This is a genomic window from Spirillospora sp. NPDC048911 (genome assembly GCF_043198015.1).
In the GTDB taxonomy this organism is placed as follows: domain Bacteria; phylum Actinomycetota; class Actinomycetes; order Streptosporangiales; family Streptosporangiaceae; genus Spirillospora.
On the sequence record NZ_JBICUD010000011.1, the window covers coordinates 200,378 to 225,463 of the forward strand.

The window sequence follows — 25,086 nt, forward strand, 5'->3', positions numbered from 1 at the left end:
CGCACCTGACTGGTCAGGTTGTTCGCCATCGAGTTCACGTTGTCGGTCAGGTCCTTCCAGACCCCCGACACACCCCGCACCTGCGCCTGACCGCCCAGCTCGCCCTCGGTGCCGACCTCGCGCGCGACGCGGGTCACCTCGTCGGCGAAGCCCGAGAGCTGGTCGACCATGGTGTTGAGGGTGTCCTTCAGCTCCAGGATCTCACCCTGCGCGTCCACCGTGATCTTCTTCGACAGGTCCCCGTCCGCGACCGCCTTGGTGATCTGCGCGATATTGCGCACCTGACTGGTCAGGTTGTTCGCCATCGAGTTCACGTTGTCGGTCAGGTCCTTCCAGACCCCCGACACACCCCGCACCTGCGCCTGACCGCCGAGCCGGCCCTCGGTGCCGACCTCGCGGGCGACCCGGGTCACCTCGGAGGAGAACGCGGAGAGCGTGTCGACCATCGTGTTGATCGTCGACTTGAGCTCCAGGATCTCGCCCTGCGCGTCCACGTCGATCTTCTTGGTGAGGTCGCCGTCGGCGACCGCCTTGGTGATCTGCGCGATGTTGCGCACCTGGCTGGTCAGGTTGTTGGCCATCGCGTTGACGTTGTCGGTGAGGTCCTTCCAGACCCCGGACACGCCGGTGACCTCGGCGCGGCCGCCCAGGTTGCCCTCGGACCCGACCTCGCGCGCCACGCGGGTCACCTCGCCCGCGAACGCCGACAGCTGGTCGACCATCGTGTTGAGGGTGTCCTTCAGCTCCAGCAGCTCGCCCTTGACGTCGACCGTGATCTTCTGGCTCAGGTCGCCCTTGGCCACGGCCGTCGCCACCTGGGCGATGTTGCGCACCTGGTAGGTCAGGTTGCTGGCCATGACGTTCACCGACTCGGTGAGGTCCTTCCAGGTGCCGCTGACGCCGCGCACCTGCGCCTGGCCGCCCAGCCGTCCCTCGGTGCCGACCTCGCGCGCCACGCGGGTCACCTCGTCGGCGAACGCCGACAGCTGGTCGACCATGGTGTTGACGGTGAGCTTGAGCTCCAGCATCTCGCCGGTCGCCTCGACGGTGACCTTGCGGGTGAGGTCGCCCTTGGCGACCGCGGTGGTGACCACCGCGATGTCGCGGACCTGGCCGGTGAGGCGGCCCGCCATGTCGTTGACCGCCTCGGTGACCTGCGCCCAGCTGCCGGTGAGGCCCCGGACCTTGGACTGGCCGCCGAGCCGGCCCTCGGTGCCCAGCTCGCGGGCGACGCGGGTCACCTCGGAGGTGAACAGCGTGAGCTGGTCGATCATGCGGTTGGTCGCCTTGCCGGCGCGCCGCAGGTCGCCGTGCAGGCCGCGGTTGCCGACCTCGAGGTCGGCGCGCTGCGACAGGTCGCCCGCCGCGACGGCCTCCAGCACGCGCGCGGTGTTGCTGAGCGGCGTGGTGATGAGGTCGAGGAGCGTGTTGGCGGACTCGACGCTGCCGGCCCACCGGCCCGAGCCGGGGCCGGCGGCGAGCCGCTCGTCCAGGCGTCCCTCGCGGGTGACGTGCCGGCAGACCCGGCTGAGCTCGTCGGACAGGTGCCGGTTGCGGTCGAGGATCTGCTCGAGGACCTCGCCGATCTCGGCGAGGGTGCCGTCCTGCGGCGCCTTGTAGCGCGGCCGGAAGTCGCCGTCCCGCATCGCGCGCAGCGCCTCCAGCAGGGACCGGAGCGCGGCCTCGCTCTCCGCGGGCCGCTGGGCGGCCTCGACATCCGGTGGCGCGGGGCTCTCGGCGCCCCCCGCCGGTGCGGTTCGCTGGACTTGCGGCTTGCTCGAGGCTGCACTCATTGGACGGACCTTGCCAACTCGGCGTATCTGAGCCCGTTCATTCTGTCACTATGACTGGAGGTTCACCTCGCGAATCAGCATGTTCCCGCAGGGGGGTCATCGTGTCGGTTTCGCGGAGGTCCAGCGCCACGTACGTACCCGAGAGCACGACGGTACCGGCGGCCCGGGGGCATGTCCGGGAGACGCTCGACGCCTGGGACCTCCCGTTCGATCGTGTCGAGGACGCGGTCCTCATCGCCAGCGAGCTGGTGACGAACGCCGTCGTGCACGCGGGCACCGACATCGAGCTGACGTGCCGCCTCGACCCGGCGGGCGGCGACGTCCGGGTCGAGGTGCGCGACCTGCTGCCGATGCGCCGGGTGGACGCGCCGGCCGAGGCCGCGAGCCTGGACGGGCATCGCGGCCTGGTGCTCACGCATTCGCTCGCCGACTCGTGGGGCGTCACCTACACCAAGACCAGCAAGACGGTCTGGTTCGAGCTGGCCGGCCCGGCGCGGGCGCCCGCCGCCCCGCCGCCCCGCCGGCCGCCGGAGTTCGTCCGCATCCAGCGCGTCGAGCCGGGGCTGTCGCCCCGCACGCCCGCGCCCTTCATGACGACCTCGGCGGTGCCGCCGGCGGCCACCCCGTCGGGGCCGTTCTCCCCGGGCGGCGTCGAGATCGCTCCCGGGGTGGCGGAGCCGGTCGCCGCCGGGCCCGGCGCGCCGGACAGCGAGCTCCCCGCCGAGCGGCTCTTCGACCACGTCGTGCAGTGGGCGCGGGCGTCCACCGGCGCCGACGCCGCGTACGTGCTGGTGGGGGCCGACGACGAGTCCCTCAGGGTGCGGGCGTCGGCGTTCGAGGACGATCCCGCGGGCATGGCCGGGTTCGACGGCGACGCGGTGGCCGGCCGGCGGCCCGCGAGCCAGATGCTGCGCCCCGCCGAGTCCGTCCGGCTGGCCGCCACCGCGCACGACGACGCGGCGGTGGTGCCGCCGCCGACGGGCAGCGGGTTCCAGTCCCTGGCCACCGCGCCGCTCCGGGCCAGCGGCAAGAGGCTAGGCATGGTCGTGGTGACCGCCGAGGCGGCCGACCGGTTCGGGCCGGCCGACATCACCCGGCTCGAGTACGCGGCCGAGTCGCTCGCGCCGGTGGTGTCGCGGGAGCGGCAGGCCACCGCGCGGCAGGGCTACCGCGGCTGGCTCGGCTTCATCGCCGAGGCCAACGACCTGCTCGCCGGGACGCTGGACGAGACGCTGGTGCTCGCCCTGGCCGCGCAGCTGTTCGTGCCGCGGATCGCCTCCTGGTGCGCGGTCTACCTCGACGACCAGGGCGGCAAGGGCATGCTCTCGCACGTCTGGCACGCCGACGAGCAGCTCATCGGGCCGCTGCGCGACCTGCTGGCGGGCTGTCCGGCGCCCTCCTCGCAGCAGGTCCGGGAGCCGCGGCAGTGGGGCGCGGTCGCCTCGATGGCACCGGCCGGCCGCCGCCTCTGCGGCGAGGCGCTCGAACTGCCGCTGATCTGCCGGGAGCACCGGTTCGGCTGCATCGTGCTGGGCGGGCCCGGCGACGGTCAGTTCCGGCCCGAGCTGGTGCGGCTGGCCGAGGACCTCGGCGGCCGGTTCGCGCTCGCCCTGCTGAACGCGCGCCGCTACGGCGAGCAGGTGGCCGTCAGCCAGACCCTCCAGCGCAGCCTGCTGCCCGCGCACCTGCCGCAGATCCCCGGCGTCGACTACAGCATCGTCTACCTGCCGGCCGGACGCGACGCCAAGGCGGGCGGCGACTTCTACGATCTGTTCCCGGCGGGCGACGACCGCTGGCGCTTCATGCTCGGCGACGTCTGCGGCACCGGCGCGGCGGCCGCCGCCGTGACCGGCCTGGTCCGGCACACGCTGCGCGCGCTCAGCCGCGAGGGCCACGGCACGGCCCGCGCGCTCGACAGCCTGAACGAGGCGATGCTCGACGACGAGGCGAGCCGGCTCCTGACCGTCGTGCACGGCGAGCTCGAACGGCTGTCCACGGGCAACCTGCGGGTCTCGGTCACCTCGGCGGGCCACCCGCTGCCGCTGCGGCTGCGGCCGGACGGCGAGGTCACGGCGATCGGGACGTCCCAGCTGCTGGTGGGCGCCGTCGCCGCGCCGGCGTACCGGCTCGACATGGTCGAGCTGGCCCCCGGCGACCTGATGCTGTGCGTCACCGACGGCATCACCGAGCGGCGGCACGGCGACGCGCAACTGGACGACGACGACGGGCTGGCCCGGCTGCTGTCGGAGTGCACCGGCCTGACCGCGCGGGCCGTGGCCCTGCGCATCCAGACCGCCGTCCGCCAGTTCACCACCACGCCCCTCGACGACGACGTCGCGATCCTCGCCATGCGCGTGGAGTAAGACCGCGCGCAGAGCAAGACCGCGCGCGTGGTGAGCGAGGGCGCGGCGTGAGGACGGGCGCGGCGTGAGGCGGGCGGCGGGTGGCGTGAAGGCCGGTCGTCAGGCCAGGGGGGTGATCGTCCAGCCGTGGCGGTCTCGGCATGCTTGGACGGTCTCGGGGTCGGTGACGCCCGTGACCAGCAGGCGCAGGCCTTCGTGGGGTGCGGCGTGGTCGTGGGCGAGGGCGTGGAGACCGGCGGGTGACACGATCGCGATCGTGGCGGCGCTTCGTCCGGCCGCCGTGAGCAGCGGGCCCGGGGCTGGCACGCCGGCGAACGTCGCGCCGTGCAGGAGGCACAGGTCGATCAGCCCGATCCAGATCGGCATCGGCAGGTCGCCGGCGCGGCAGGCGAGCACGTCGGACGCGGTGATCCCGACCGCGCCGGCCAGCCGGTGGAGGCCGGCGAGCCGGTCGGCGTGGGTGAACTCCTCGCGCGGATCGCCCAGCAGCAGCGCGAGGTCGCGCAGCGGGTCGACCTGGGTGCCGGCGAACCGTCCGGCGGGCTCCGCGTCCGCCCCGGCCGCGACCAGCCGGCCGAACGCCGTCGCGCCGGGCACCTCGCCGAAGGCGAAGACCTGGCGGACGTACGACCGTTCGGTGGCCGCCATCGAGACCGCCGCCAGCTCCCCGTCGGTCAGCAGGAAACGCGCGCGGCGCTCGGACATCAGCGCGGCCAGCTCGCCGGCGGTTCCGCCGGGCGACAGCGGCAGCGGGACGGCGCCGGCCGCGGTGATCGCGTGCAGCGCGAGGGCGAGGTCGCCGGGACGGCTGAGGTGAACGGCGCCCACGTCGCCGGGGAGCACGCCCTGCCGGCTCAGCCCGGCCGCGGCGGCGGGCACCACGGCGGCGAACCGCGAGAAGGTCAGCGTCTCGTGCGGGCCCTCCACCGCGGCCCGGTCGCCGTTCCGCACGGCCGTCTCACGGGCGGCCTCCAGCACGGCGCGGGTGACCGTGGTCTCGGCGACGGCCAGCCGGCCGTCGGTGTCGTCGCTCGGGTGACGGTCTCGGTGGAGCATGCGCCGACCGTACGGCGCGGAGCGCGGCGGCCACATCCGAAGATCTGTGTACGTGGGTGTGTAGGTCACGGCAGCAGGCCCGCCCGCTCCAGCAGTGCCCGGCGCAGCACGCGGCCGCTCGGCGAGCGGGGGATCATCTCGACCACGTTGACGACCAGCACGCCGCGGTACGACGGCACGTGCGCGTTGACGTAGGCGAGCAGGTCCTCGGCCGAGACCCGGTCGGCCAGCACGACGAACGCGTGCGGGACCAGGCCCAGCTCGGGATCGGGCGCGGGGGCGACCACGGCGTCCTCCACCGCCGGATGCGCGGCCAGCACCGCGCCGGGCTCGGCGGGCGGCTCGGGACGGCGCGCGCCGAGCCGGCCCAGGACAAAGCCCCGGCCGTGCTCGTCGGCGAACGCCGAGTCGCCGCTGCGCATCCAGCGGCCGGCCACGCCCACGCACAGCTCGCCCGCCTGGTACGCGGGCTGCTCGGTGCCGGTCGCGAGGTCGGCGACGCGCCACCGCACACCGGAGAGCGCGCGTCCGATCGAGTCGAGCGTGCCCTCCTCGGCGGCGCGCAGGTTGAGGTGGGTGAGCCCGGCGGCCTCGGCCAGCCCGTACGCCTGCCGGACCGGGCAGCCGAGCCGGGCCGCGCAGGCCCGCGCCACCTCGGCCCCCAGGGGCCCGCCGGTCGAGACGACGGCGCGCAGCGACCGGAGGCGGTACCGCCCCACCGTCCGGTCGAACGCCATCATCTCGACGATCTCGGGCGTGACCAGCGCCATGGTCACCTGCTGTTCCTGGATGGCGCGCAACAGGTTGTCGCGGCCCGCCCCGGACAGCGTGACGACCGTGGCACCGAGGCGGAGCGCCGGGTTGAGCAGGCCGTTCAGCCCGAGCACGTCCGCCAGCGGCAGCGCGGACAGCACCCGGTCGGAGGCGCCGATCATCCCCGCCCCGGCGAGCCGGATCAGACCCGCGGTCACGTCGGCGTGGGTGAGCGGGACGGTACGGGCGCGCCCGGCGACGGCGCGCGTGCAGGCGTGAAGGGCGAGGTCGGCGGCGGGGTCCACGGCCGTCTCCGGCAGGGTCGCGGCGCCGGTCGTCAGGTCGCTGAACGGTTCGACGTCGGGCTCGGCGCCGAAGCAGAAGAGGCGTTCGAGCTCAACGGACTTGCCGGCCTCCTGCGCGATGTCGAGCACGACGGGCCAGGTCACCAGGGCCCGCGCGCCGGCCTCGGCCAGCAGCCGCGCCAGCTCGGCCGCGGTCACGGTGGCCCGCACCGGGAACGGCACGGCGCCGGCGGCGAGGACCGCGTGCAGGGCGACGGCGAACTCCGGGCTGTCGGGCAGGTGCAGCGCGATCACGGTGCCGGCCCCGAGGCCCGCGCGGATCAGGCCGGTGGCGATGGAGGCGACCGCCCGGGCGAGCTCGTCGTAGGACAGGCTGCGACCCGAGGTCGCGGCGACGAGGGCGGTCTTGGCGCCTCGTTCCGGCACGGGGCCGGTCACGCCGAAGACCGCCTGGGTCACGGTCATCGGGGGGAGCGACGCCGCCGGATCCGGACCTGTGGAGATCATGGCCCGACCGTACGGGCCGGGTGCCGCGGGCACATGCGCCGGACTGTGCATCCGGAGTCGTAGTCCGCGGCGCCCTCCCGCGTACGCCTATGCGTACATATGCCGGGCGCTACTCGGCGGGGATGTTCTCGACCGCCCAGGCGGCGACCTGCGCGCGGGACGCGAAGCCGAGCTTGGTCAGGATGTTGGTGACGTGCCGGGCGACGGTGGCCGGGCTGATGACGAGCTCGTCGGCGATGCCGCGGTTGGTCAGGCCGCGCGCGACGAGCCGGGCGATCTCGCGTTCGCGGGTGGTGAGGGTGGTCGGCGGCGTCACCGGCGCCGCGAGCGGGCGCGCCGGTGCGGGCGCGACTGCGGGCGTGGGCGCGGCTGCGGGCTCGGACGCGAGCCTGGGCTCGGATCCGGGCGTGGAGGGTGCCGATTCGTTCGTGGGCGGTTCGGGTTCGCGGGGTACGGGGACGGCGTCGGCGGCGGGCGCGCGCAGCGCCTGGGCGACGGCCTCGTCGGGCGAGGTCACGCGGCCCTCTCCCCAGAGCTGGGCGACCAGCGGCTCCCCGAGCCGCTTGCGGATGGGCTCCAGCGTGCGTTCGAGCCGGGAGCCGGTGCCCGCCGGGCCGCCCGCCGCCTCCCGCAGCGCGGCCGCCGCGCCGCCGAGCCGCACGGACCCGTGGTCGTCGCCCTCGGCCGCGACCAGGGCGGCGAACGCCTCCAGCGCGCGGGCGACGTCCAGCCTGATGCCGGTGGTGCGGCTCAGGCGCAGGCTCGCCGCGAGCGACTCGCGGGCCGACCGCGGATCCCCCTGTTCGAGGGCGACCCGGCCCAGCCCGGCGAGCGCCCGCGCCAGTTCGGGCCGTGCCTCGATCTCCCGGAGGATCGGCTGTGCCTCGGCGTAGCGGTCCCGGGCGGCGCCCAGGTCGCCGCGCAGCTCGGCGAGCCGGCCGAGGCCGATCAGCGCGTGGCTCGCCCCCCACAGCTGGCCGATGTCGCGCATGATCTGCACCCCGGTCTCCAGCAGTTCCCGCGCCTCCCGCAGCCTGCCGCGGCGGGTCTGGAGGTAGCCGCGGACGGTCAGCGCGTACGCCCGGTTCCACTCCTGGCCCGGCAGTGCGGCGATCACGTCGGCCTCGTCCAGGCATTCCATGGCCTCGGTGACGCGCCCGGCCCTGGTGTGGGCCTCGGCCAGCACGATCAGCGCGGCGGCCGTCATGAAGTCGTCGCCCGCCTTGCGGCAGTGTTCGAGCGCCTCCCGCGCGAACTCGCCCGCCTGGGCGAAGTCGCGGCTGCCCACGGCCAGCTGCGCGCGGGCGGCGAGCGCGGGCCCGAGCACGGACGGCGGCAGGCCGGCGGCCCGCGCCAGGAACCGGTCGGACCAGTCCGACCACTGCGTGACGCGCCCCCGCACGATCCAGTAGGTGCGTCCCGCGGTGCAGATCCGCAGCCCTTCCTCTATCTCGTCCTGCTCCAGCGACCAGGCGAGCGCCGCGTGCACGTTGGGGAGCTCCGCGTCGTACCGGAAGAACAGCGCCGCCCGCTCCCGCCACCGTGCGGGCAGCTCCGCGATGGCGATCTCACCGTGCCGCTCGGCGGCCTCCAGCACCGCGTCCCGGTGCCGGCCGCGCAGCATCGCGGTCTCCCCGGCCGCGGCGAGCCGTTCCGCGGCGTACTGCCGGATGCTGTCCAGCAGCCGGAACCGCACCTCACCGGCCGTCTCCCCGGCGACCACGACCAGCGACTTGTCCACCAGCGCGGTCAGCAGGTCGAGGATGGAGCCCACGTCCAGATCGTCGTCCGCGCAGACCAGCTCGGCCTGCTCGAGCGTCCAGCCCTGGAAGACCGAGAGCCGCCGCAGCAGCACCCGTTCGGGCTCGTTCAGCAGCTCGTGGCTCCAGTCGATCGCCGCGCGCAGCGTGCGCTGCCGCGGCGGCGCGGTCCGGTCGCCCGCGCTGAGCAGCCGGAACCGGTCGGCCAGCCGGCTCGCGATCTGGTCCACCGACAGGACGCGGATCCGCGCGGCGGCGAGCTCCAGGGCCAGCGGCACGCCGTCCAGCGCCCGGGTGATCTCGGCGACCGCCGTCCCCTCGCCGTCGGGGAATCCGGGCCGCACCGCGCCCGCCCGCGCCAGGAACAGCCGCGCCGCCTCGGCGGGCTCCAGCGGCGGGACGCGCCACACGTTCTCCCCCGCCATCCGCAGCGGCTCGCGGCTGGTGGCCAGCACCCGCAACCGCGGGCATCGCGCCATCAGCACCCGCGTCAGATCCGCGCACTCGTCCACCAGGTGCTCGCAGTTGTCGAGCAGCAGCAGCGCCCCGGCCGGCCGCAGCGCGTCGGCCAGCGTGGCGGCCAGCGGCCTGCTGTCCTCCTCCGCCACGCCGAGCACGGTCGCCGTTTTGCGCGTCACCTGGTCCGGTGGCCCGTCCAGCGAGACCTCGGCCAGCTCCACGAACCAGATCCCGTCCGGGTAGGCGTCCAGGAGCGAATGGGACACGTGCAGCGCCAGCCGCGTCTTGCCGATGCCGCCCGGCCCGCACAGCGTCACGGCCCGCATCGTCTCCAGCAGCCGGCGCAGGTCGGCCACGTCCCGCTCGCGGCCGATGAAGTCGTTGGGCTCCTCGGGCAGATTCGTCTTCGCATACGTTTTCGCAGGTGAGTTAAGCGATGTCATGCGCCCACAAATCCTGGTCGTCAGGCCCGTACGTCCCACGCGGTCACCTGCGAGTTTGACATCGCTTTCGTCGGCCGTCCCCCGTTTACGGCTCTTGACTATCTTCCTGCGCTTTACCGCCGGGCGCCGCCCCGCCCGGCGGTGGCGATTCCGTCAGGGGGTGAGGGTGACCTTGACGCCGTCGGAGAACGCCGAGTCGTGGAGTTCCAGGGAGGCGAGCCTGGTGCCGGTGGGGACGTCGAAGGCGAGCAGGCCCTTGACGGAGTTGCCGGGGTTGATGTCGGAGAGGAAGGCGCCGGTCTTCTGGTTGAGGACGACGGCGGCCTCGGTGGAGGGCGTGAACTCCTTGCCGCCGGAGTCGGCGGCCTTCTGCTCGGTGTCGATGAACATCTGGGCCTCGTCGCCGATGTTCCTGACGGTGACCGCGACGAGGACGAACTCGCCCTGCGGCTTCTGGGCCAGGATGCCCGACCCGACCTTGCGGACACCGGGCCTCACCTTGGTGATCGTGAAGGCGAACTTGCCGTCCCTGGCCTCCTGGCCGACCCTCACGGCCTTCGCGGCCTTGGTGGCCTTGCCGGTCTTGCTCTTCTTGCCGGTCTTGCCCTTGGAGGACTTGGACGTCTTTCCGGAGCCCGACCCGCCTTCGCAGGCGGTGCCGGTGAGGGCGAGGGAGGCGAGCGCCAGGCAGGCGATGAGGCGGCGTGCGGACATGGGTACTCCAGGGGGTCTCTCTCGGAACGGACGAACGCCTGCGGGGTCCGGGCGTTTCGGACGGCACGATTAGAGCACGAGTGAATCGAGTTCACAAGATGATTTGGTGACTCAGACTGTTTCGGTGTGAGTCGTGTTTACAGCCGTGCCTGGTGTGTCGGTGAGTGTCGTGTAGCGTGCTCGTTCAGCGAGAGGAGACCGACGTGCCCGACGACGCCACGGTGACCGCGGCCGACATCGCACGGCTGGCCGGGGTGGGCCGGGCGGCGGTGAGCAACTGGCGGCGTCGGCATCCCGACTTCCCGCGGCCGGTGGGCGGGACGATGGCCAGCCCCACGTTCTCCCTCGCCGAGATCACGGCCTGGCTCCAGACGCAGGGCAAGCTGAACGACGTCCCGCTCGAAGAGGACGTCTGGCAGCGGCTGCGCGCGATGGCGATCGACGAGGCCCACCTCGGCGTGGTCATCGGCGAGGCGGGCGACCAGCTGCGGGGGGCGCGGCCCGTGACGGTCGAAGGGCTCCGGGAGCTGGCCGAGTCCTGGGGCGCGCAAGAGGCGTTCGAGTTCCTGGTGGGCCGCCACCTGGAGGTGCACGCGCGGCGCGGCGAGACGACGCCTCCCGAGATCGCGGCGCTGATGGCGGGGCTCCTCGATCCGGGCACCGGCTCCGTGCTCGACCCCGCCTGCGGGACGGGGGCCCTACTCCGTGAGGCGCGGTCCGCGCGGTGGCTGCTCGGGCAGGAGCAGGACGCCGGTCTCGCGCACATCGCCGGCGCCCGGCTGGCGTTCCCCGGAACGCAGGGGGTCGAGATCCGGCCGGGCGACTCGCTGCGGCACGACGCGTTCCGCGGGACCACCGCCGACGCGGTCCTGTGCGACCCGCCGTTCCACCACCGGCACTGGGGCCACGAGGAGCTCACCGCCGACCCGCGCTGGGAGTACGGGCTGCCGCCGCGGATGGAGCCGGAGCTGGCGTGGGTGCAGCACGCCCTCGCCCATCTCGGCCCGGGCGGCCTGGCGGTGGTCCTGATGCCGCCCGCCGCCGCGGGGCGCCGGTCCGGCCGCCGGATCCGGGCCCAGCTCCTGCGCCGCGGCGCGTTGCGCGCCGTCGTCGCGCTCTCCGGCTCCTACCATCTCTGGCTGCTGCGCCACCCGGGCACCGCCGCGTCCCCCAACGGCGTGCTGATGGTGGAAGGCGCTGATGCCGAAGGTGTCACGCGGCTCTGGCGCGACTTCCAGCACGAGCCCGACCTCGACGAGCCGGGCCTCGGCCGGGTCGTCCCGGTCATCGACCTGCTGGACGACGAGGTCGACCTCACGCCGGGCCGGCACCTGGCCGCGGGGGGCGGGGCACAGACGGCCGAGCGTTATGTGCAGACCCGCGACCGGCTGGCGGCGCTCGTCCGCGGGCTCGGCGAGCTCATCCCCGGCGTGGAGCCCCGGCCGGAGCCGCGCGAGCTGCCCGTGACGTCGATCGCCGAGCTCGCCCGCATCGGGGCGCTGTCCCTGCACCAGAGCCCTGCCGGGCGGGAGCCCGATCCGGTCGCGTCCGGCCGGCCGCTGCTCACCACCGAAGACGTCATCGAAGGGCGGCGGCCGTCCGGCAGGGTGGTGGCCGCCGACCCCGCCGAACCCTGGATCATCACGCGGAGCGGGGACGTGGTGGTGACGGCGGCCGCCCGCCACTTCGCGGCCCGCGTCGTGGACCAGGACGGCGCGCTGCTCGGCCCGCACCTGTGGCTCGTCCGGGTGGATCCCGCCGCGCTCGACCCGCACTATCTCGCGGGCATCCTGCGCAGCACCGCCAACGTGCGGTCGTCGTCGGGGGCCACGACCGGCAGCCGGGTCGACCCGCGGCGTGCCCAGGTGCCGCGCCCGCCCCTGGACGAGCAGCGCCGCCTGGGCGAGGTCTTCCGCCGCGTCCAGGACCTGGAGTACGCGTTGCGCGGCAGCGTCGCGCTGGGCAGCGAGATGGCCCAGCTGCTGGCGGACGGCGTCGCGCAAGGCCACCTTCTGCCAGCAGAGGGCTGAAGATCGCCAAGCCGCCCCGGCGGCCCCGCCCATGGGCCACAATGTGTGCCACTTCGGGGGCGGTGGCGGTGAAGGGGACACGATGGCACCGGGGCTTCTGGCAGGCCGCTACGACCTGAGCGCACCGCTCGGACGCGGCGGCATGGGGCAGGTCTGGGAGGGCGCCGACCGGCAGCTCGGCAACCGCAGGGTGGCGGTCAAGCTGCTCACGAACGACCTCATCACGGCCCGGACGGACCCGGAGGAGCTGGTCCAGCGCTTCGCCCGGGAGGCCGCGTTCACCGCCCGGCTGCAGCACCCGGGTGTGCCCGCCGTGTACGACGCGGGCGCCTACGGCGGTGGTCTCTACCTGGTGATGGAGCTCATCGAGGGGCACACGGTCGGCGACCTGATCGCCGAGGAGGGCCCGCTGCCGGTTCCCTGGGTCGCGGCGATCATGGCCCAGGTGTGCTCGGTGCTGACGCTCGCCCACGGCCGGGGGCTCGTGCACCGCGACCTCAAGCCGCAGAACCTCATGGTCACCGGCGACGGCTCGGCCAAGGTCCTCGACTTCGGCGTGGCGACCGTGCTGGACGCGGCCGGGGTGCCGCGGATCACCAAGACCGGCGACACCGTCGGCACGCCCGCCTACATGGCGCCCGAGCAGCTGCGCGGCGAACGCGTCACGCCGCTCAGCGACCTGTACGCGATCGGGTGCGTGCTGTACGAGATGCTCGCGGGCCGCCCGGTCTTCGAGGCCACGTCCCCGCACGCCCTCAGCTACAAGCACATGCAGGAGGCTCCGGCCCCGATCGACCGGCCCGACGTCCCGCCGCAACTGGAGTGGCTGGTCCGGCGGCTGCTCGCCAAGGAGCCGCACGAGCGGCCCAGCGACGCCCGCGAAGTGTACGAGCGGCTCCTCGGGCACATCGGCCCCGCGACACCGATCGGCGGCATCGTCCTCTCCCCCGCCACGCTCAGCGGCCAGCACCTCTACGCCCAGGCCCTCGTCCGCCTCGCCGTGCCGGCGGCCCGGCAAAGGCAAACGGCGCCGGCACCGCCGTACCGGGCGAGGACGACGGCAATGGACCCGGCCACCCCGGACCACGACGTCCCGGGCGCCACTCGGCACGGGCTCCAGGACTCCTGGCGGCACGGCGCCTCGAACGCCGGGCGGAACAACATCCCGGACGCCGACCTCGGCATCCCCTTGACGAAGAGCCACTCGTTCGGCTGGCTGGTGCTGCACAGCCTCTGGGTCGTGCCGACGTTCTCACTCGGCTTCACGTCGTGGATCTCGTTCGCCTACGTCGGGATCCGGCACCGGCACTGGAGGTGGCTCGGCTACGGCGGTCTCTACGCGTTCCTGCTGGCCTTCACGATCACGATGATGGAGGTCACGAACGACAACTCGCTGTGGTTCGCCGTGCCACTGCTCCTCCTCACCTTCGGCGCGCCGCTGCACGCCACGCTCACCATTCCCGCGCGCCTCAAGGTCCGTGCCCGGGAGGCCGCGCTCCGTGCGGCCTCCGCACCCGCCTGGACACCGAACCGGCCACCGGCCGGGCCGCCGGTGAGCCCGCCGCCGCACGCCGCCGGCCCGGTCCCGGCGGCCTCTCCGCCGAGACCCACCGCGCCCGCCCCGCCATGGTGAGCAGGCGCGCGCGGGCTCTGTGAACACGCCGTTCGGCGGGTGCCGATTCCACGTTGGGGGCCTGGTGGCCTTACCGTAGTTCGCCGTGTCACCCACCCCCGAGAACGTGATCCACGACCCCGCCGTCCCCAGCCTGGACGACGCGCTGGTCGGCGAGGCGGTGCTGGGTGTCTACCGGCAGATGTTCGCCGCGCTGGCCCGCGACAGCGGCGCGGTCGTCGACGATCCCGATCTGGTCGACGTGGCCGAGACGCTGCTGGCCGCGTTCGCGGACGCGGGCGAGGACGGGCTGAGCCGCGAGCAGATGCGCTACGTCTGCCGGCGGTATCCGGCCGAGGTCTTCGAGAACCGGCTGCGGGTGCTGAAGGGGCTCGGCGCGATCCGGGAGGTCTTCCCCAAGCCCAACCAGCTCCGCTACCGCGCCTCGTTCACCAGCGTGGTCGGGCTGATGTTCGTCCGGCGGATGATGCTGGACGGCGGCCAGAGCGAGATGCACCGGCTGCTGGCCCTGGAACAGCTGAACGTGGCCGACCCGCGGATGACGCCCGAGCAGGCCCGCGACGGGGCCGAGGGGCTCGCGCGCGCGTTCCGGCTCTGGAGCGTCGAGCTGCTGACCCTCACGAATGGAACGATCGAGGAGCTGCGCGAGCAGGCGCCCAAGCTGTGGGGCACCGAGGAGATCCTGGTGCGGGCCGAGCGGCTGCACGGCGCGATCCTGCGGCGCTGGCCACAGCTCGATCGCACGTGCACGGAGCTGCGGGCGGCCATCTACGCCTATGGCGACGCGTCCCGGCGGGCGGCGGCGCGGCTGACCGACTCGGCGGGGACGACGCGCAACCTCACCCTGCTGCCGCCGGAGGCGTGGCGGACGTTCGCCCGCACGGCCTCGCGGGACGACCTGGCGGCCGTTCTGGACGGGTTCGTGTTCGACGCGGCGGCGCCCTGGCACGAACCGTCCGCGGTGGTCACGGCGGTGGAGGACGGGCCGCGCGCCACGCCGCCCCGGCCGGCGCCGCCGCGGCCGTCCGTGCCCGACCCCGGCCTGTCGGGCGACACCGGCTCGGGCGACGCCGCCGCCGGACGGCTGCGCACGGTCGCCGAGCAGGTGCTCCGGGGCAAGGATCGTGTCGCGATCGAGGAGGTGCTCGGCGACGACTGGGTGACGGCGCGCCGGATGCTGGCCGATCTCTCAGCGGCCCATCTGCACCCCGAGCTTCCCTACCGCCTGGTGTGGTCGGACGGCATGACCGTCCGCGAAGGCGGCTCGCCCACCTGGCTCTCCCCCGGCACGTTCGAAAGGACCGGCTCGTGAGCGTCGAGCCGGAGGTGCTCGCGCGGGCACGGGCGCGCGTGCTGGGCGCCCTCTCGATCCCGGCGTCCGAGCCGGTGCCGGCGGGCCTGACGGCCGCCGCCGACGGGGCGCGGGTGTGGCTGCTGCCGTCCTGGCCGGACGGGGCCACGCCGGCGCTGCTGGAGGAGTACCAGACCGCGCCGATGCCGCTGGACCGGCCGGGGCAGGCGCGGCGCGTGCTGGCCGCGGCGTTGCGCTGCTGCTGGCCCCGGCTGGACGACGCTCCGTGGCCGGGTGACCAGGCGCCCGTCGCGGGCGTGCTGGAGGTGTACGCCGGCATGTCGCGCGGCGACAGGGAGCTGGCGCGGCGGTGGGCGACCGGTGAGCTGCGCCGGCTGGCCGACACGGGCTGGCTGCTGCTCGACGAGGACGCTGGAACAGTACGGCCCGGGCCCCGGGTCGCGATGTGGCCGGAGGAGTCGCTGGCCTCCCTGCGCGATCTGCTGCGGCGTCTCCCCCAGCCGCCGGAGGCGCCGGGTGAGTGAGCTGTTCGAACCGCTGCTGCGGTCCTACGACGAGAAGCGGCGGTCGGAGCTGGTCGCCGCCTACATGGCGGTCGAGCACGCCGCCGAGCCGGTGCCCGAGGTGCGCTTCACGGCGCTGCGGGAGCCGGCGTTGCGGCGCACGGTCGAGGGCATGCTCGGGCTGACCGGCCGCACCCTCGTGCGCTCGGGCCAGCACGAGTGGATCTCCGGTTACCGCGACGACGTCGCCGCCGAGCTGGCGGGCGACCCCGCGTGCGTGCCCGCCGCCGGCGACCGGGCGGTGCTGGTGCTCGTCCTGATCCACTCGGTGGCGATCCCGCGGGCGGCCGGGCTGCTGGGCGACGACTCGTGGATGTCGACGTACCCGACGCCGCTGGAGGAGCTGCGCCGCCGGTCGCAGCTGCCGATCGGGGAGCTGGAGAGCGCGCTGCGGCGGCTCCGCACGGCGGGGCTGGTGTCCCAGGTGAAGGCGGGGTCGGACGAGGCGGGCGGGTTCGTTCCCGGGCCGCAGTTCCACCGGCTCACCGACGCGGCGCGGCGCCGTCTGCAAGAGGAGCTCATTCTCGCGGCGGGGCCTGACTCGCCTCTCGCGGCGGCCATCCGGGCGCGCCGCCGCAACCAAGCCGGAGGGAACCCATGACCGCCGTCCTCGAACCGCTGATGCCGGAGGCGGGGTCCGCCCGCGCGGGCATGGACAACGAGAACGTCGTGGGCGCCCGGACGCTGATCGCCGTCCAGGCGGTCAACATCTCGCGGCTGTCCACGCACCCGGTGCCGACCGTGCCCGGCACGCTCATCGTCGTCGCGGGCCAGGGCCCCAAGGACTCCAACGGCGCGGGCAAGTCGTCGTTCATCGCGGCGATCACGGCGCTGCTGGGCGACGAGCAGTGGCGGTTCGCGTCGGGCGCGCGGGCGGTCGCCGAGCTGCTGTTCAACGCCGAGCTCGCGGCGCAGGGCGACGCCCAGTGGGCGAGCGCCGACCACGGTTACATCGTGGGCGTCTTCGATTTTCCTGAGGACGCCGAGGTCGAGGACAACGACGACATCGTCGAGAGCACGGCGGTGACGGTCTGGCTGCGGGTCAACGCGGACGCGCCGCACCTGGAGATCCGCTGGCGGCAGGGCGTGCACCTCGCCGCGGCGCCTTCCGAGGCCGAACGCGTCGCGGCGGCCGACCGGACGTGGACGTCGCTCCCCCGCAGCGCCGGGCGCCGCGACCTGCTGGCCAAGGACCTGAGCAAGACCCTGTACGGGGGCCAGGTTCGCTGCGTGTCGTTCCTGTCCACGTCCGTGCGGTCCAAGGTCGCGACCAACCTGCTCTCCCAGCCCCTCAACGAGATCAGCCCGGAGCGCATCTTCAGCGCGATCGCGGCGCTCACCGGGCTCGACCGGGAGCTGGAGGCCGAGCGCAAGTCCCGCGCGGAGGAGCACCGCGAGCGCGCCAAGGCGATCGAGGCGGGCGAGCGGCTGGCCGAGTGGGAGAACGAGGCGGCCTCGCTGCTGAAGACGTTCGACCGGCGCGACCGGGCCCGCGACGAGGTGGCCTCCGCCCAGCGTTGCTGGCGCACCCGGCAGGCGCGGCTCCTGGTCGACGCCGCCGCGGCCGACGCCGCGCACGCCGCCGAGCAGGACCGACTGCACGCGGAGAACGAGGAGATCACCGCGGCGATCGCCGCCGCCGCGAAGGAGGTCGAGCAGCTCACCGGCGGCGCGCTCGACGCGCAGCTGTCGGAGGCGGGCACCGCCCTCGCCGATCTCAAGGGCCGGACCGAGAAGATCGGCGCGGACAAGGCCGTCGCGCGCAACCGCATGGAGGAGCTCCGGCGCCAGGTCTCGGCGCTGGAAGACCGGCAGCGCGAGGCCGACGGCCGCGACGCCGAGACCGCGCAGCGGGAGCTGGCCGAGGCCGAGGCGCGCCGCGACGAGGCGCAGCAGGAGTTCGGCATGGCCAAGGGCGCGGTGGCGCGCGCCGAGCGCGAGCTGGCCGAGGCCGAGGCCGGTGAGAGCAGCGCCCCCGCACAGATCCGTGCCCTGGCCGCGGCCGGGATCACGGCCGTCGGTCTCCTGGACGCGGTCGAGCTCGCCGAGGACGTCCGGGAACGCTGGGAAGCGGCGCTCTGGCCCTACCGCGAGGCCGTCGTCGTCGGCGCCTCCGACCTCGACGCCGCGACCGCCGCCCTGCGCGACCTCCCCGGCTCGATGATCGTCCCGGCCGACGGCGACCCGGGCGACGATCTCGAAGGCGTGAACTCCGCCCTCCCCCTGCGCGCCTTCTTCACCGCCCTGGAATCGGGCGACGGGACCGGCGTCGTCATCGTCGGCGGCTTCCCCGAGCCGGTGACCGGCCGCGTCGCCCGCGTCCAGGCCGCCAGGGAAGCGGTGCGGACGGCCCGCGACGCCCTCGAACACGCCCGGCAGCACACCTCGGACGCCGCCGCCGACGTCGCCCTCGCGGCCCGCCGTCTCACCGGCGCCCAGGCCGCCGCCGAGCTGGAACTCGTCCGCGAGAAGATGACCGGCCTCCGCGAGCAGCTCGAAGACCTCGCGGGCAGCGAGGCCAAGCTCGGGCCGCGCCTGGGTTCGGCCGAGCAGACGCTCCGGCGCCTCCAGGCCAAGGCCGACACCCGCGCCCTCGAAGTGGACCGCCTGCGGGGCCGCCGCGATGCCCACGAACGCGACCGTGACCAGGTCCGCGCCAAGCAGTCGGACTTGGCCGGCAAAAGAACCGCCCTGAATCTGGACGACCTCGAGAAAGACTGGGGCGGGTCCCGCGACGACGCCGCCGAATGGCTCGCGGCCCTCGACGCCGACCAGAAGACCTGGACGCCCGACGAGTGGTGGCACAGCGCCGAGAAGCACCTGTCCGAGGGGATGCGCCGGGTGTTCCCCGACGGCCCGTCCGACGAGGACATGCCGGAGGAGATGCGTTTCCTCCTCAACGAGCGCGCCGAGGGCGAGGGCCGCCGGTCCGAACGTGAGCAGGCCACGTTCCCGCGCCTGGTCAGGGCCCTTGAGGCCTACCTCCGCCAGCAGGAGGACTACGAACGCCACCAGCGCCGCCAGATCGAGGTCCAGCTCTCCGGCCGCCGGGCCGACCTGGACAAGGCGCAGAAGGGCGCCGGCGAGGCGGCCGGCGCCGCCGAGGCCCACCGCACCGCCCTCACCGCCGCGATCCGGGCACGCCTCCAGCGCGTCTCGGAGGAGTTCGAGAAACTCGACGTGGCCTACGGCGGCTATGGCGCGACCCTCGAATTCCCGACCCCGGAACAGCCCGGCGACCCCGAGCAGGAGTGGCGCTGGCGCGTGACCCCCAAGTGGCGGCGCTCGGACGGCCAGCGGTACGTCCCGTACAACCGGCGCGCCAACACCGCCCTCATGGACGAGAAGGCCGTCAAGCTCGTCTGCGCCGCCGCCCTCGCCAGCTCGGGCGGCGGCCGCCTCGTCCTCGTCCTCGACGAGCTCGGCCGCAACCTGGGCAAGGAGCACCGCAAGGAGGCCGTCGCCCTCTTCCGCAAGATCGGCGAGACGCACGGCATCACGGTCATCGGCGCCCTCCAGGACGACATGGAGCCCTACGCCATCGACGCCTGCGGCCAGTACGTGAAGCTGCGCCGCTCGTCCGACACCATGCCCTACAACGAGCCCCCGGTCGTCGTCGGCTACGACGAGCACGAACCCCGCGTCCGCCTCCTGTCCGCCCAGATCTCCGCCACCCGCCCGTAGACTGCGACCATGAGCGAGCAGCCATTGCCGATCCTCATGAGCGAGGCCGAATACCTGGCCTTGCCCGAGGAGATCGCACGGACCATCGAGGTCGTGCACGGCAACGTGATCTTGTGTGAATCCCCGACGCGTGGCCACAACAAGCTCGCCAAGAGGATGGCCGACGCCCTGGAGAGTGCTCGCCCGTCTCAGCCGTGCATTGAGATCGATACGGACGTCGATGTCGTCTTGTGGCGAGTGCCGAAGTACACGTTCCGTCGCCCCGACGTGACGGTCTACCGCTGCCAGCCCGACCTGACATCGAGGCTGGAGGCGTCCGACGTGATGATGGTGGTCGAGGTGGCCTCCCCGACCACTGTCCGGGCCGACCTGATCGATAAGAAGGCACAGTATGCCGCCGCGGGCATTCCGCTCTATCTCGTGATCGAGCTGGACGACAAGAGTGAGATCGAACAGGTCCGGGAGTTCCACCTCGATGCCGCAGCCCGGGAATACCGGCTGACCACACTCCACGGCGGGGCCGAGATCGAGCTCGAATACCCGTTCCCCGTCACCATGCCGGTCGAAGATCTGATGCGGCGGTGACCGACGTCCACGCTCCGGATATCGAGGTGAACGTTTCTTCGTGATCCGGGAGGATGCGCTTCATGCGCGTCGCTGAGCTGCTGGACGAGATCGAGCCCCTGACCCATCGTGAGCGCTGCCGCCGGCTGGCGGAGCTCGCCCGTGAGGGGGCCGCGGCCGAGGTGCTGGAGGAGCTCGGGCGCGGCGATCATTATGAACGGTCGCTGGCGATCTTCATGGCGGCCGCCGCGCGCGATGCGGCGGGGCTGGAGCATCTGGCGGGGGCCATGCGGGATCCCGCCGTCGATCTGGCGGAGGCTGCCATCGGGTGGTCGGCGCGGCTCGGGGTGGGCGCGGAGGCGTTCGCCACGCTGCTCGACGACGCGCCCATGGCCCTTCGCGCGACCGCCTACCAGGCGATCCGGCGGTGGCGGCGCACGGATCTGGCCGAGGCGCTGATCGAACGTGTGGCGGCCCGGTGGGGCCCGGGCGACGCCGGTGCCCTGCTCGCTGTTTGCGGAGAGTCCGTCGCACGCGAACGGCTCGGCGCGCTCCCCCAGTCGGTGCCCAACTGGGCGTCGTTCGGCCGCGCCCATCCCGGCCTGATGCTCGACCACGCCGAGGAGTCCCTGGCCGCTCTTCCCCAGGCGACGCGGCGCCACTGGTGGTGGGGGCCCGGGTCCGGTGTCGCGGCGGCCGTGGAGCACGCGCCCGGCCGGGTCATCGGTCTCCTCGAAGACCACTGGCTCGACGGGCGGATGCCCGGGGAGTTGATCTCCCGGCTCGGCGTGCTCCTGGACGCCGATGGCGACCGGATGATGAGGGTGTTGCTGTCGCATCGCGACCAGCTCGCCGGGTTGCTGCGGTACCCGTTCGTCCGACGGCGGATGACCGGGCTCGGCGATGACGACCTCGCGGCCGTGGCGCGTGCGGTCCGGTCCGACGGGTACGTGCTGCGGTTGCTGCTGGATGAGTTTCCGCCAAGTCGGCGCGAGCACGTCTTCGAGCTGGCCATGGCAAGTGTGGATCGTGGTGCGGTGGAGCTGGACCCCGGTCTGCTCGACGTGCTGCCCGCGGCGGCACGCATCCGGGAGGCCCGGCGCATGCTGCGGCTGCGGCGGGTGGCGGAGACGCCGGCCAGGTACAGGGAGTTCGTCTCTTACCTTCCGTACGACGAGGCGTTCCCGATCCTGAAGGCGCTTGCGGAACGGCCGGACGCCGACGAGCGCGCGACCGGCTACCGGCTGCTCATCGGCTGCGCCGGGCGCGCCCGCGACCCCGAGGTGCTCGCGGGGCTCCTGGACGTTCTCGGGCGGTTGCGCAACGAGCAGGATCCGGTCCGGTCGCAGGCGCTGCGGACGCTCGCCAGTGTCCCGCCCGGTTCTTTCCGGAGCGAGCACGCCGCCGCGTTCGCCCGGCTCGCCGACGACGCGCTCAACGCGCGCGACTGCTCGTACGACACGCGCGCGGCGATCGCCGCGCTCGCCCGGGTGCTCTGCCGACAGGGGAACGAGGCCCTGGTGGCCGCAGGGCTGGAGCTGTTCGGGAAGCTCACCGATCACCAGGGCGAGGCGGGTTTCGGCCGGCTGGACATGATGCTTCCCCGTGGCGCCGAACACGATCTCGTCCGCGGGTTGGCGGCGCGTATGGCGGAGTCGCAGCGGCGAGGCGACCACGGGTTGCCGCTCACGCTGGCCAGGTCCCTGGGGCGGCGCGGCCACGATGTGCCGCGGCTTCAGGATGCGCTGGAGAAGGCCGTGGACGCGTCCGAGACCGCTGTGGCCAAGGAAGCGATCAGGTTGTGGCTCGCGCCGCCGCGTACCAGTGGGGAACGGGTCGGCCGTCTTCTGGCGAGAGAGCCGTCCGCGGTGACCGTCGGAAGGGTGTTCGCCGTCATCGCCGCCGGCCGTACCGACCTGCTGGACACCGCTTTGTCAGGTGACCTCCAGGCCGGTCGTTTCGCGACACCAGGCGTCATTCATGTGCCCTCCGCGACGCGCTCCTGGCTGCGCCGCTGGACCGCCGGGCAGCGCGCCCGGTATCTGGAGCTGAAGCATCTGCTGGCCCAGGACGAGGGCACGCCCGCCGCACACCGCGCGGAGGCCGTCCGCGACATCGGTGCGGTGCCCGGTATGGGGGCCGAGGGGCTCCTTCCCTACCTCGGCCATCCGGACGCGCTGCTGCGCCGCGCCGCGCTGACGGCCGCGCCGTGGATCTCGACGCCTCAGGAGATGCTGCCCGTCCTGCTGGAGCACGCATCGGGCGACGACGCGCACGTCGCGGTCTACGCGGCGGCACGGGCGGCACGCTTCGTGCCGCCGAGCGCCCTGGCGGGTCACCTCGGCCCGGCGCTCCGTGCCGGGAAGATCACCTCCCGCAAGGAGGCCCTGCGCATCCTCCTGCACAACGAGGTGCCCGGGGCCATGGCCCTGATCGAGGCCGCCTGGGACGATCCCGGTCAGCATCGCGACGTCCGGGCGGCGATCGCCTCGGCCGTCCGGGCACGCCTGGACGACCCCGTCGCGATGCGGATCCTGACCGAGGCCGCGAACGGGCCGCGCGACCTGGCACGCCAGGTTCTCGGCACGTCGCCGCTCCAGGTCGAGGACCGGCACCGGGCCGCCTACGCGCGGCTCGTGGTCCGCATCGCCCGTTCCACCGATCCCGAGACGCGTTCCGCGGCGCTGCCCGCGCTCCCCGCCTGGGCACCGTGGGCCCCCGACGCGCCCGCCGTCGCCGCCGCCGTCCTCACCGACCTGACCGTGACCGGCTGGCAGGCCGGGCTCAACGCGCTGGTCGGCTGCGCGACGAGCGGCACGGGCACCGCCGAGCTGGCGGCGGCGGCCGAGACTCTCGGGGCCTCTCCCGCCGAGCCCGACGCCGCCGCCGACCGCGACCGGCCCGCGTTCCAGCGGCTCCGCGCCCTCGTCGAGGCCGTCCGAGGCAAGGCGGTGCACGCCCGCGACGCCACCGAGCCCGCGCTGCGTGCCCTTGACGGTCGGCTGCCCGAACCCTGGGCGACGCTTCTGCTCGCGGCTGCGATCCGCTGGGACTCCCCTGACGTCGCCACCGAGATCGACGTGCTCGCCGACCGGCCCATCGGCGGCGTCCTGGCGATCGCCGAGGTCGCCCACGCGCTGGCCTCCGGCGGCGTGACGTCCTGGTCGCCCAGCGGCCTGCTGCCCGAACCGGCCGAGGTCCTGCCACACGCTGCGCGGCTCGCCGGGCGCGGCGACCTGACCGGCGGCCTCTTCGCCTGCGCTCTGATCGATCGCCACGGGCCGCGGGCGGGCTGGCCGGAGGAGTGGCGCGCGCCGCTGCGCCTCCTCCGCACCCACCCGCACCCCGATGTCACCTACACCGCACGTCACATCACCACTGCGGAGGAGTGACACTCGTGGGACGAACGCCAACTTTTCGGGCACATGGGGAGTCACATGGGCGTGACTGATTGGAATGTCTCTGAATTCGAAGAGCTCCGGGAGCTGGGCCGAGGCGCGCAGGGCCGTGTGGTCCTCGCCAGGCACGCCGTCAAGGGCACTCCCGTGGCCATCAAATATCTGCCGGCCGACGCGGACGCCGGGGCGCAGGAGCGCTTCCGCTACGAGGCACGGATGCTCGGGCAGGTGCGCAACCCGCACGTCGCCCAGCTCTACCGGCTCGTCGAGACCGATGAGGGCGTCGCCATCATCATGGAGGCCGTCGAGGGCGTCCCGTTCAAGACGATCCTCGAACGTTATGGAACGCTCGAACCCGAGGCCGCCCTCACCGTCCTCAAGGGTTCGCTGCTGGGGCTCGCCGCCGCCCACGCGGTGGGCGTGGTCCACCGCGACTACAAGCCCGCGAACGTCGTCGTGCGAGCCGACGGGCTGAGCAAGCTCATCGACTTCGGCATCGCCACGTTCGCCGGGAGCGCCTCAGCCTCCGGGACGCCCGTCTACATGGCGCCCGAGCAGTGGCAGGGTGGCCCGGCGTCGCCAGCGACCGACGTCTACGCGGCGGCCTGCGTGTTCTTCGAGTGCGTCACCGGGCGCCGCCCGTACGAAGGCGCTAACCAGGCCGCGCTCATGAACGGGCACCTCAACACCCCCGTTCCCCTCGAAGAAGTCGACCAGCCGCTGCGCCATCTCGTGGCACGCGGCATGGCCAAGGAGGCGGCGCAGCGTCCATCGAGCGCCGCCGCGTTCGTCGCCGAGCTGGAGGAGACCGCGCGCAAGGCCTACGGGCCCGACTGGGAGTCGCGCGGCGTGCGGATCCTGGGCGGCGCCGCGCTGGCGTTCGCCGCGCTGTTCCCGCTCGCGGCCGCCGGGATCGCTCCGGCGGGCGCCGCCGCGGCGGGCGCGGCGGGTGCGGGCTCCTCCGCCGCAGGATCGTCCGGCGTGATCGGCGCGCTGGGCACGAAGGCGACCGTGGCGATCGCGGGCACCGCTGTGGTCGGCACCACCGCGGGCGTCTTCGGCGTCTACGAGTACGCACAACCCGACGACACGCGCCGGCCTGCCGCGGTGGTCAGTTCACTCGCTCCGGGCAAGAACCTGACGTTCGGCAAGCTCTCCCTGCGGCTTCCGCTCGACTGGAAGTCCGTCGAAATGCCGATGAAGGACGTGCGCACCCAGGCCGTTCTGCCGTCCAACTGGCGGGTCAACTTCCCGGGCCCCTGCCGCGTACCCAAGATCGTCCAGAAGAACAACGAGTCCCGGGGGGTCAAGCCCGAGGACGTCAAGGACTACAACAACTTCTGCCCGAGCTTCGCGGTGATCCAGACGCCCTACCGCAACGACGGCGAGAAGGGCTGGGACAAGTTCAGCATCTCGGGCACCTTCGCGCCGGAGACCGAAGCCTTCCACGTCTGCCCGCCCAACACCGAGCTCCAGGGCGTCGAGAAGAACGGGATCGTCCGCCGGGGTCTGGCCCCCATCGGTGGCCGCAAGGCCGAATACCGCGAATGGAAGATCGGCTGCTCCGTCATGATTCCCAAGTACGAGAAGAGGAACGTGAGCTTCATCCAGCGCATCTGGTACCTGCCCCAGTCCAAGGTGCTCATCGTCGACGAGTGGAACACGCCGGGTCTGGCCAAGATCCTGGAAAAGGCCACCTGGAGCTGATCCGCCCGGCACCATCACTTCCGGGTCATTGAGGAGCGAACG

The 25,086-nt window shown here is 73.6% G+C and carries 15 protein-coding genes; 10 read left to right on the top strand and 5 right to left on the bottom strand.

Going from position 1 to position 25,086, the window contains the following annotated elements; translation table 11 throughout:
• On the bottom strand, positions 1–1,793 hold a 1,793-nt coding region (locus tag ACGFNU_RS40160; protein WP_392601855.1), incomplete at its 3' end, for a HAMP domain-containing protein.
• 101 nt (positions 1,794–1,894) lie between these two features.
• Between ACGFNU_RS40160 and ACGFNU_RS40165 the strand changes: the two genes are divergently transcribed.
• Positions 1,895–4,156, top strand: coding sequence for a SpoIIE family protein phosphatase (locus ACGFNU_RS40165; RefSeq protein ID WP_392601856.1), 2,262 nt, complete (start codon positions 1,895–1,897; stop codon positions 4,154–4,156).
• A gap of 99 nt (positions 4,157–4,255) precedes the next feature.
• Here ACGFNU_RS40165 and ACGFNU_RS40170 read toward each other — a convergent pair whose 3' ends face one another.
• The 4 genes from ACGFNU_RS40170 to ACGFNU_RS40185 all read right to left on the bottom strand — a co-directional run bounded on the left by ACGFNU_RS40170 (position 4,256) and on the right by ACGFNU_RS40185 (position 10,153).
• Positions 4,256–5,212 (bottom strand): AMP-binding protein, encoded by a 957-nt coding sequence (locus ACGFNU_RS40170; RefSeq protein WP_392601857.1) that lies wholly within the window; start codon positions 5,210–5,212, stop codon positions 4,256–4,258.
• A 65-nt stretch (positions 5,213–5,277) separates the two neighbouring features.
• Entirely contained in the window at positions 5,278–6,777 is a 1,500-nt protein-coding gene (locus tag ACGFNU_RS40175) for an AMP-binding protein (protein ID WP_392601858.1), read from the bottom strand.
• Positions 6,778–6,886: 109 nt separating this feature from the next.
• On the bottom strand, positions 6,887–9,439 hold the full coding sequence (locus ACGFNU_RS40180) for a LuxR C-terminal-related transcriptional regulator (RefSeq protein WP_392601859.1): 2,553 nt from the start codon (positions 9,437–9,439) through the stop codon (positions 6,887–6,889).
• Positions 9,440–9,592: 153 nt separating this feature from the next.
• Positions 9,593–10,153 (bottom strand): DUF4352 domain-containing protein, encoded by a 561-nt coding sequence (locus ACGFNU_RS40185; RefSeq protein WP_392601860.1) that lies wholly within the window; start codon positions 10,151–10,153, stop codon positions 9,593–9,595.
• A 176-nt stretch (positions 10,154–10,329) separates the two neighbouring features.
• Between ACGFNU_RS40185 and ACGFNU_RS40190 the strand changes: the two genes are divergently transcribed.
• From ACGFNU_RS40190 to ACGFNU_RS40230, 9 genes are all read left to right on the top strand, one after another.
• Positions 10,330–12,183 (top strand): N-6 DNA methylase, encoded by a 1,854-nt coding sequence (locus ACGFNU_RS40190; protein ID WP_392601861.1) that lies wholly within the window; start codon positions 10,330–10,332, stop codon positions 12,181–12,183.
• An 82-nt stretch (positions 12,184–12,265) separates the two neighbouring features.
• On the top strand, positions 12,266–13,816 hold the full coding sequence (locus tag ACGFNU_RS40195) for a serine/threonine-protein kinase (RefSeq protein ID WP_392601862.1): 1,551 nt from the start codon (positions 12,266–12,268) through the stop codon (positions 13,814–13,816).
• An 85-nt stretch (positions 13,817–13,901) separates the two neighbouring features.
• Positions 13,902–15,128 (top strand): hypothetical protein, encoded by a 1,227-nt coding sequence (locus ACGFNU_RS40200; RefSeq protein WP_392601863.1) that lies wholly within the window; start codon positions 13,902–13,904, stop codon positions 15,126–15,128.
• Positions 15,125–15,652, top strand: coding sequence for a hypothetical protein (locus tag ACGFNU_RS40205; protein WP_392601864.1), 528 nt, complete (start codon positions 15,125–15,127; stop codon positions 15,650–15,652). Before ACGFNU_RS40200 ends, ACGFNU_RS40205 begins: the two co-directional genes overlap by 4 nt.
• On the top strand, positions 15,645–16,292 hold the full coding sequence (locus tag ACGFNU_RS40210) for a hypothetical protein (RefSeq protein ID WP_392601865.1): 648 nt from the start codon (positions 15,645–15,647) through the stop codon (positions 16,290–16,292). The genes ACGFNU_RS40205 and ACGFNU_RS40210 overlap by 8 nt, the downstream gene beginning before the upstream one ends.
• Entirely contained in the window at positions 16,289–19,375 is a 3,087-nt protein-coding gene (locus ACGFNU_RS40215) for a chromosome partitioning protein ParA (RefSeq protein ID WP_392601866.1), read from the top strand. The genes ACGFNU_RS40210 and ACGFNU_RS40215 overlap by 4 nt, the downstream gene beginning before the upstream one ends.
• Before the next feature lie 9 nt (positions 19,376–19,384).
• Entirely contained in the window at positions 19,385–19,960 is a 576-nt protein-coding gene (locus tag ACGFNU_RS40220) for a Uma2 family endonuclease (RefSeq protein ID WP_392601867.1), read from the top strand.
• Positions 19,961–20,022: 62 nt separating this feature from the next.
• The gene (locus tag ACGFNU_RS40225; protein ID WP_392601868.1) at positions 20,023–23,331 is read left to right on the top strand and encodes a hypothetical protein; all 3,309 of its coding nucleotides are present in this window, start codon (positions 20,023–20,025) and stop codon (positions 23,329–23,331) included.
• 51 nt (positions 23,332–23,382) lie between these two features.
• Positions 23,383–25,044, top strand: coding sequence for a serine/threonine-protein kinase (locus ACGFNU_RS40230; protein WP_392601869.1), 1,662 nt, complete (start codon positions 23,383–23,385; stop codon positions 25,042–25,044).
• Positions 25,045–25,086 lie beyond the last annotated feature (42 nt).

Excerpts from the sequence above, each read along its gene's own strand:
- ACGFNU_RS40180 (WP_392601859.1), bottom strand. The coding sequence starts at position 9,439 with ATGACATCGCTTAACTCACCTGCGAAAACGTATGCGAAGACGAATCTG.
- ACGFNU_RS40215 (WP_392601866.1), top strand. The coding sequence starts at position 16,289 with ATGACCGCCGTCCTCGAACCGCTGATGCCGGAGGCGGGGTCCGCCCGC.
- ACGFNU_RS40185 (WP_392601860.1), bottom strand. The coding sequence starts at position 10,153 with ATGTCCGCACGCCGCCTCATCGCCTGCCTGGCGCTCGCCTCCCTCGCC.
- ACGFNU_RS40170 (WP_392601857.1), bottom strand. The coding sequence starts at position 5,212 with ATGCTCCACCGAGACCGTCACCCGAGCGACGACACCGACGGCCGGCTG.
- ACGFNU_RS40220 (WP_392601867.1), top strand. The coding sequence starts at position 19,385 with ATGAGCGAGCAGCCATTGCCGATCCTCATGAGCGAGGCCGAATACCTG.
- ACGFNU_RS40225 (WP_392601868.1), top strand. The coding sequence starts at position 20,023 with ATGCGCGTCGCTGAGCTGCTGGACGAGATCGAGCCCCTGACCCATCGT.
- ACGFNU_RS40175 (WP_392601858.1), bottom strand. The coding sequence starts at position 6,777 with ATGATCTCCACAGGTCCGGATCCGGCGGCGTCGCTCCCCCCGATGACC.
- ACGFNU_RS40195 (WP_392601862.1), top strand. The coding sequence starts at position 12,266 with ATGGCACCGGGGCTTCTGGCAGGCCGCTACGACCTGAGCGCACCGCTC.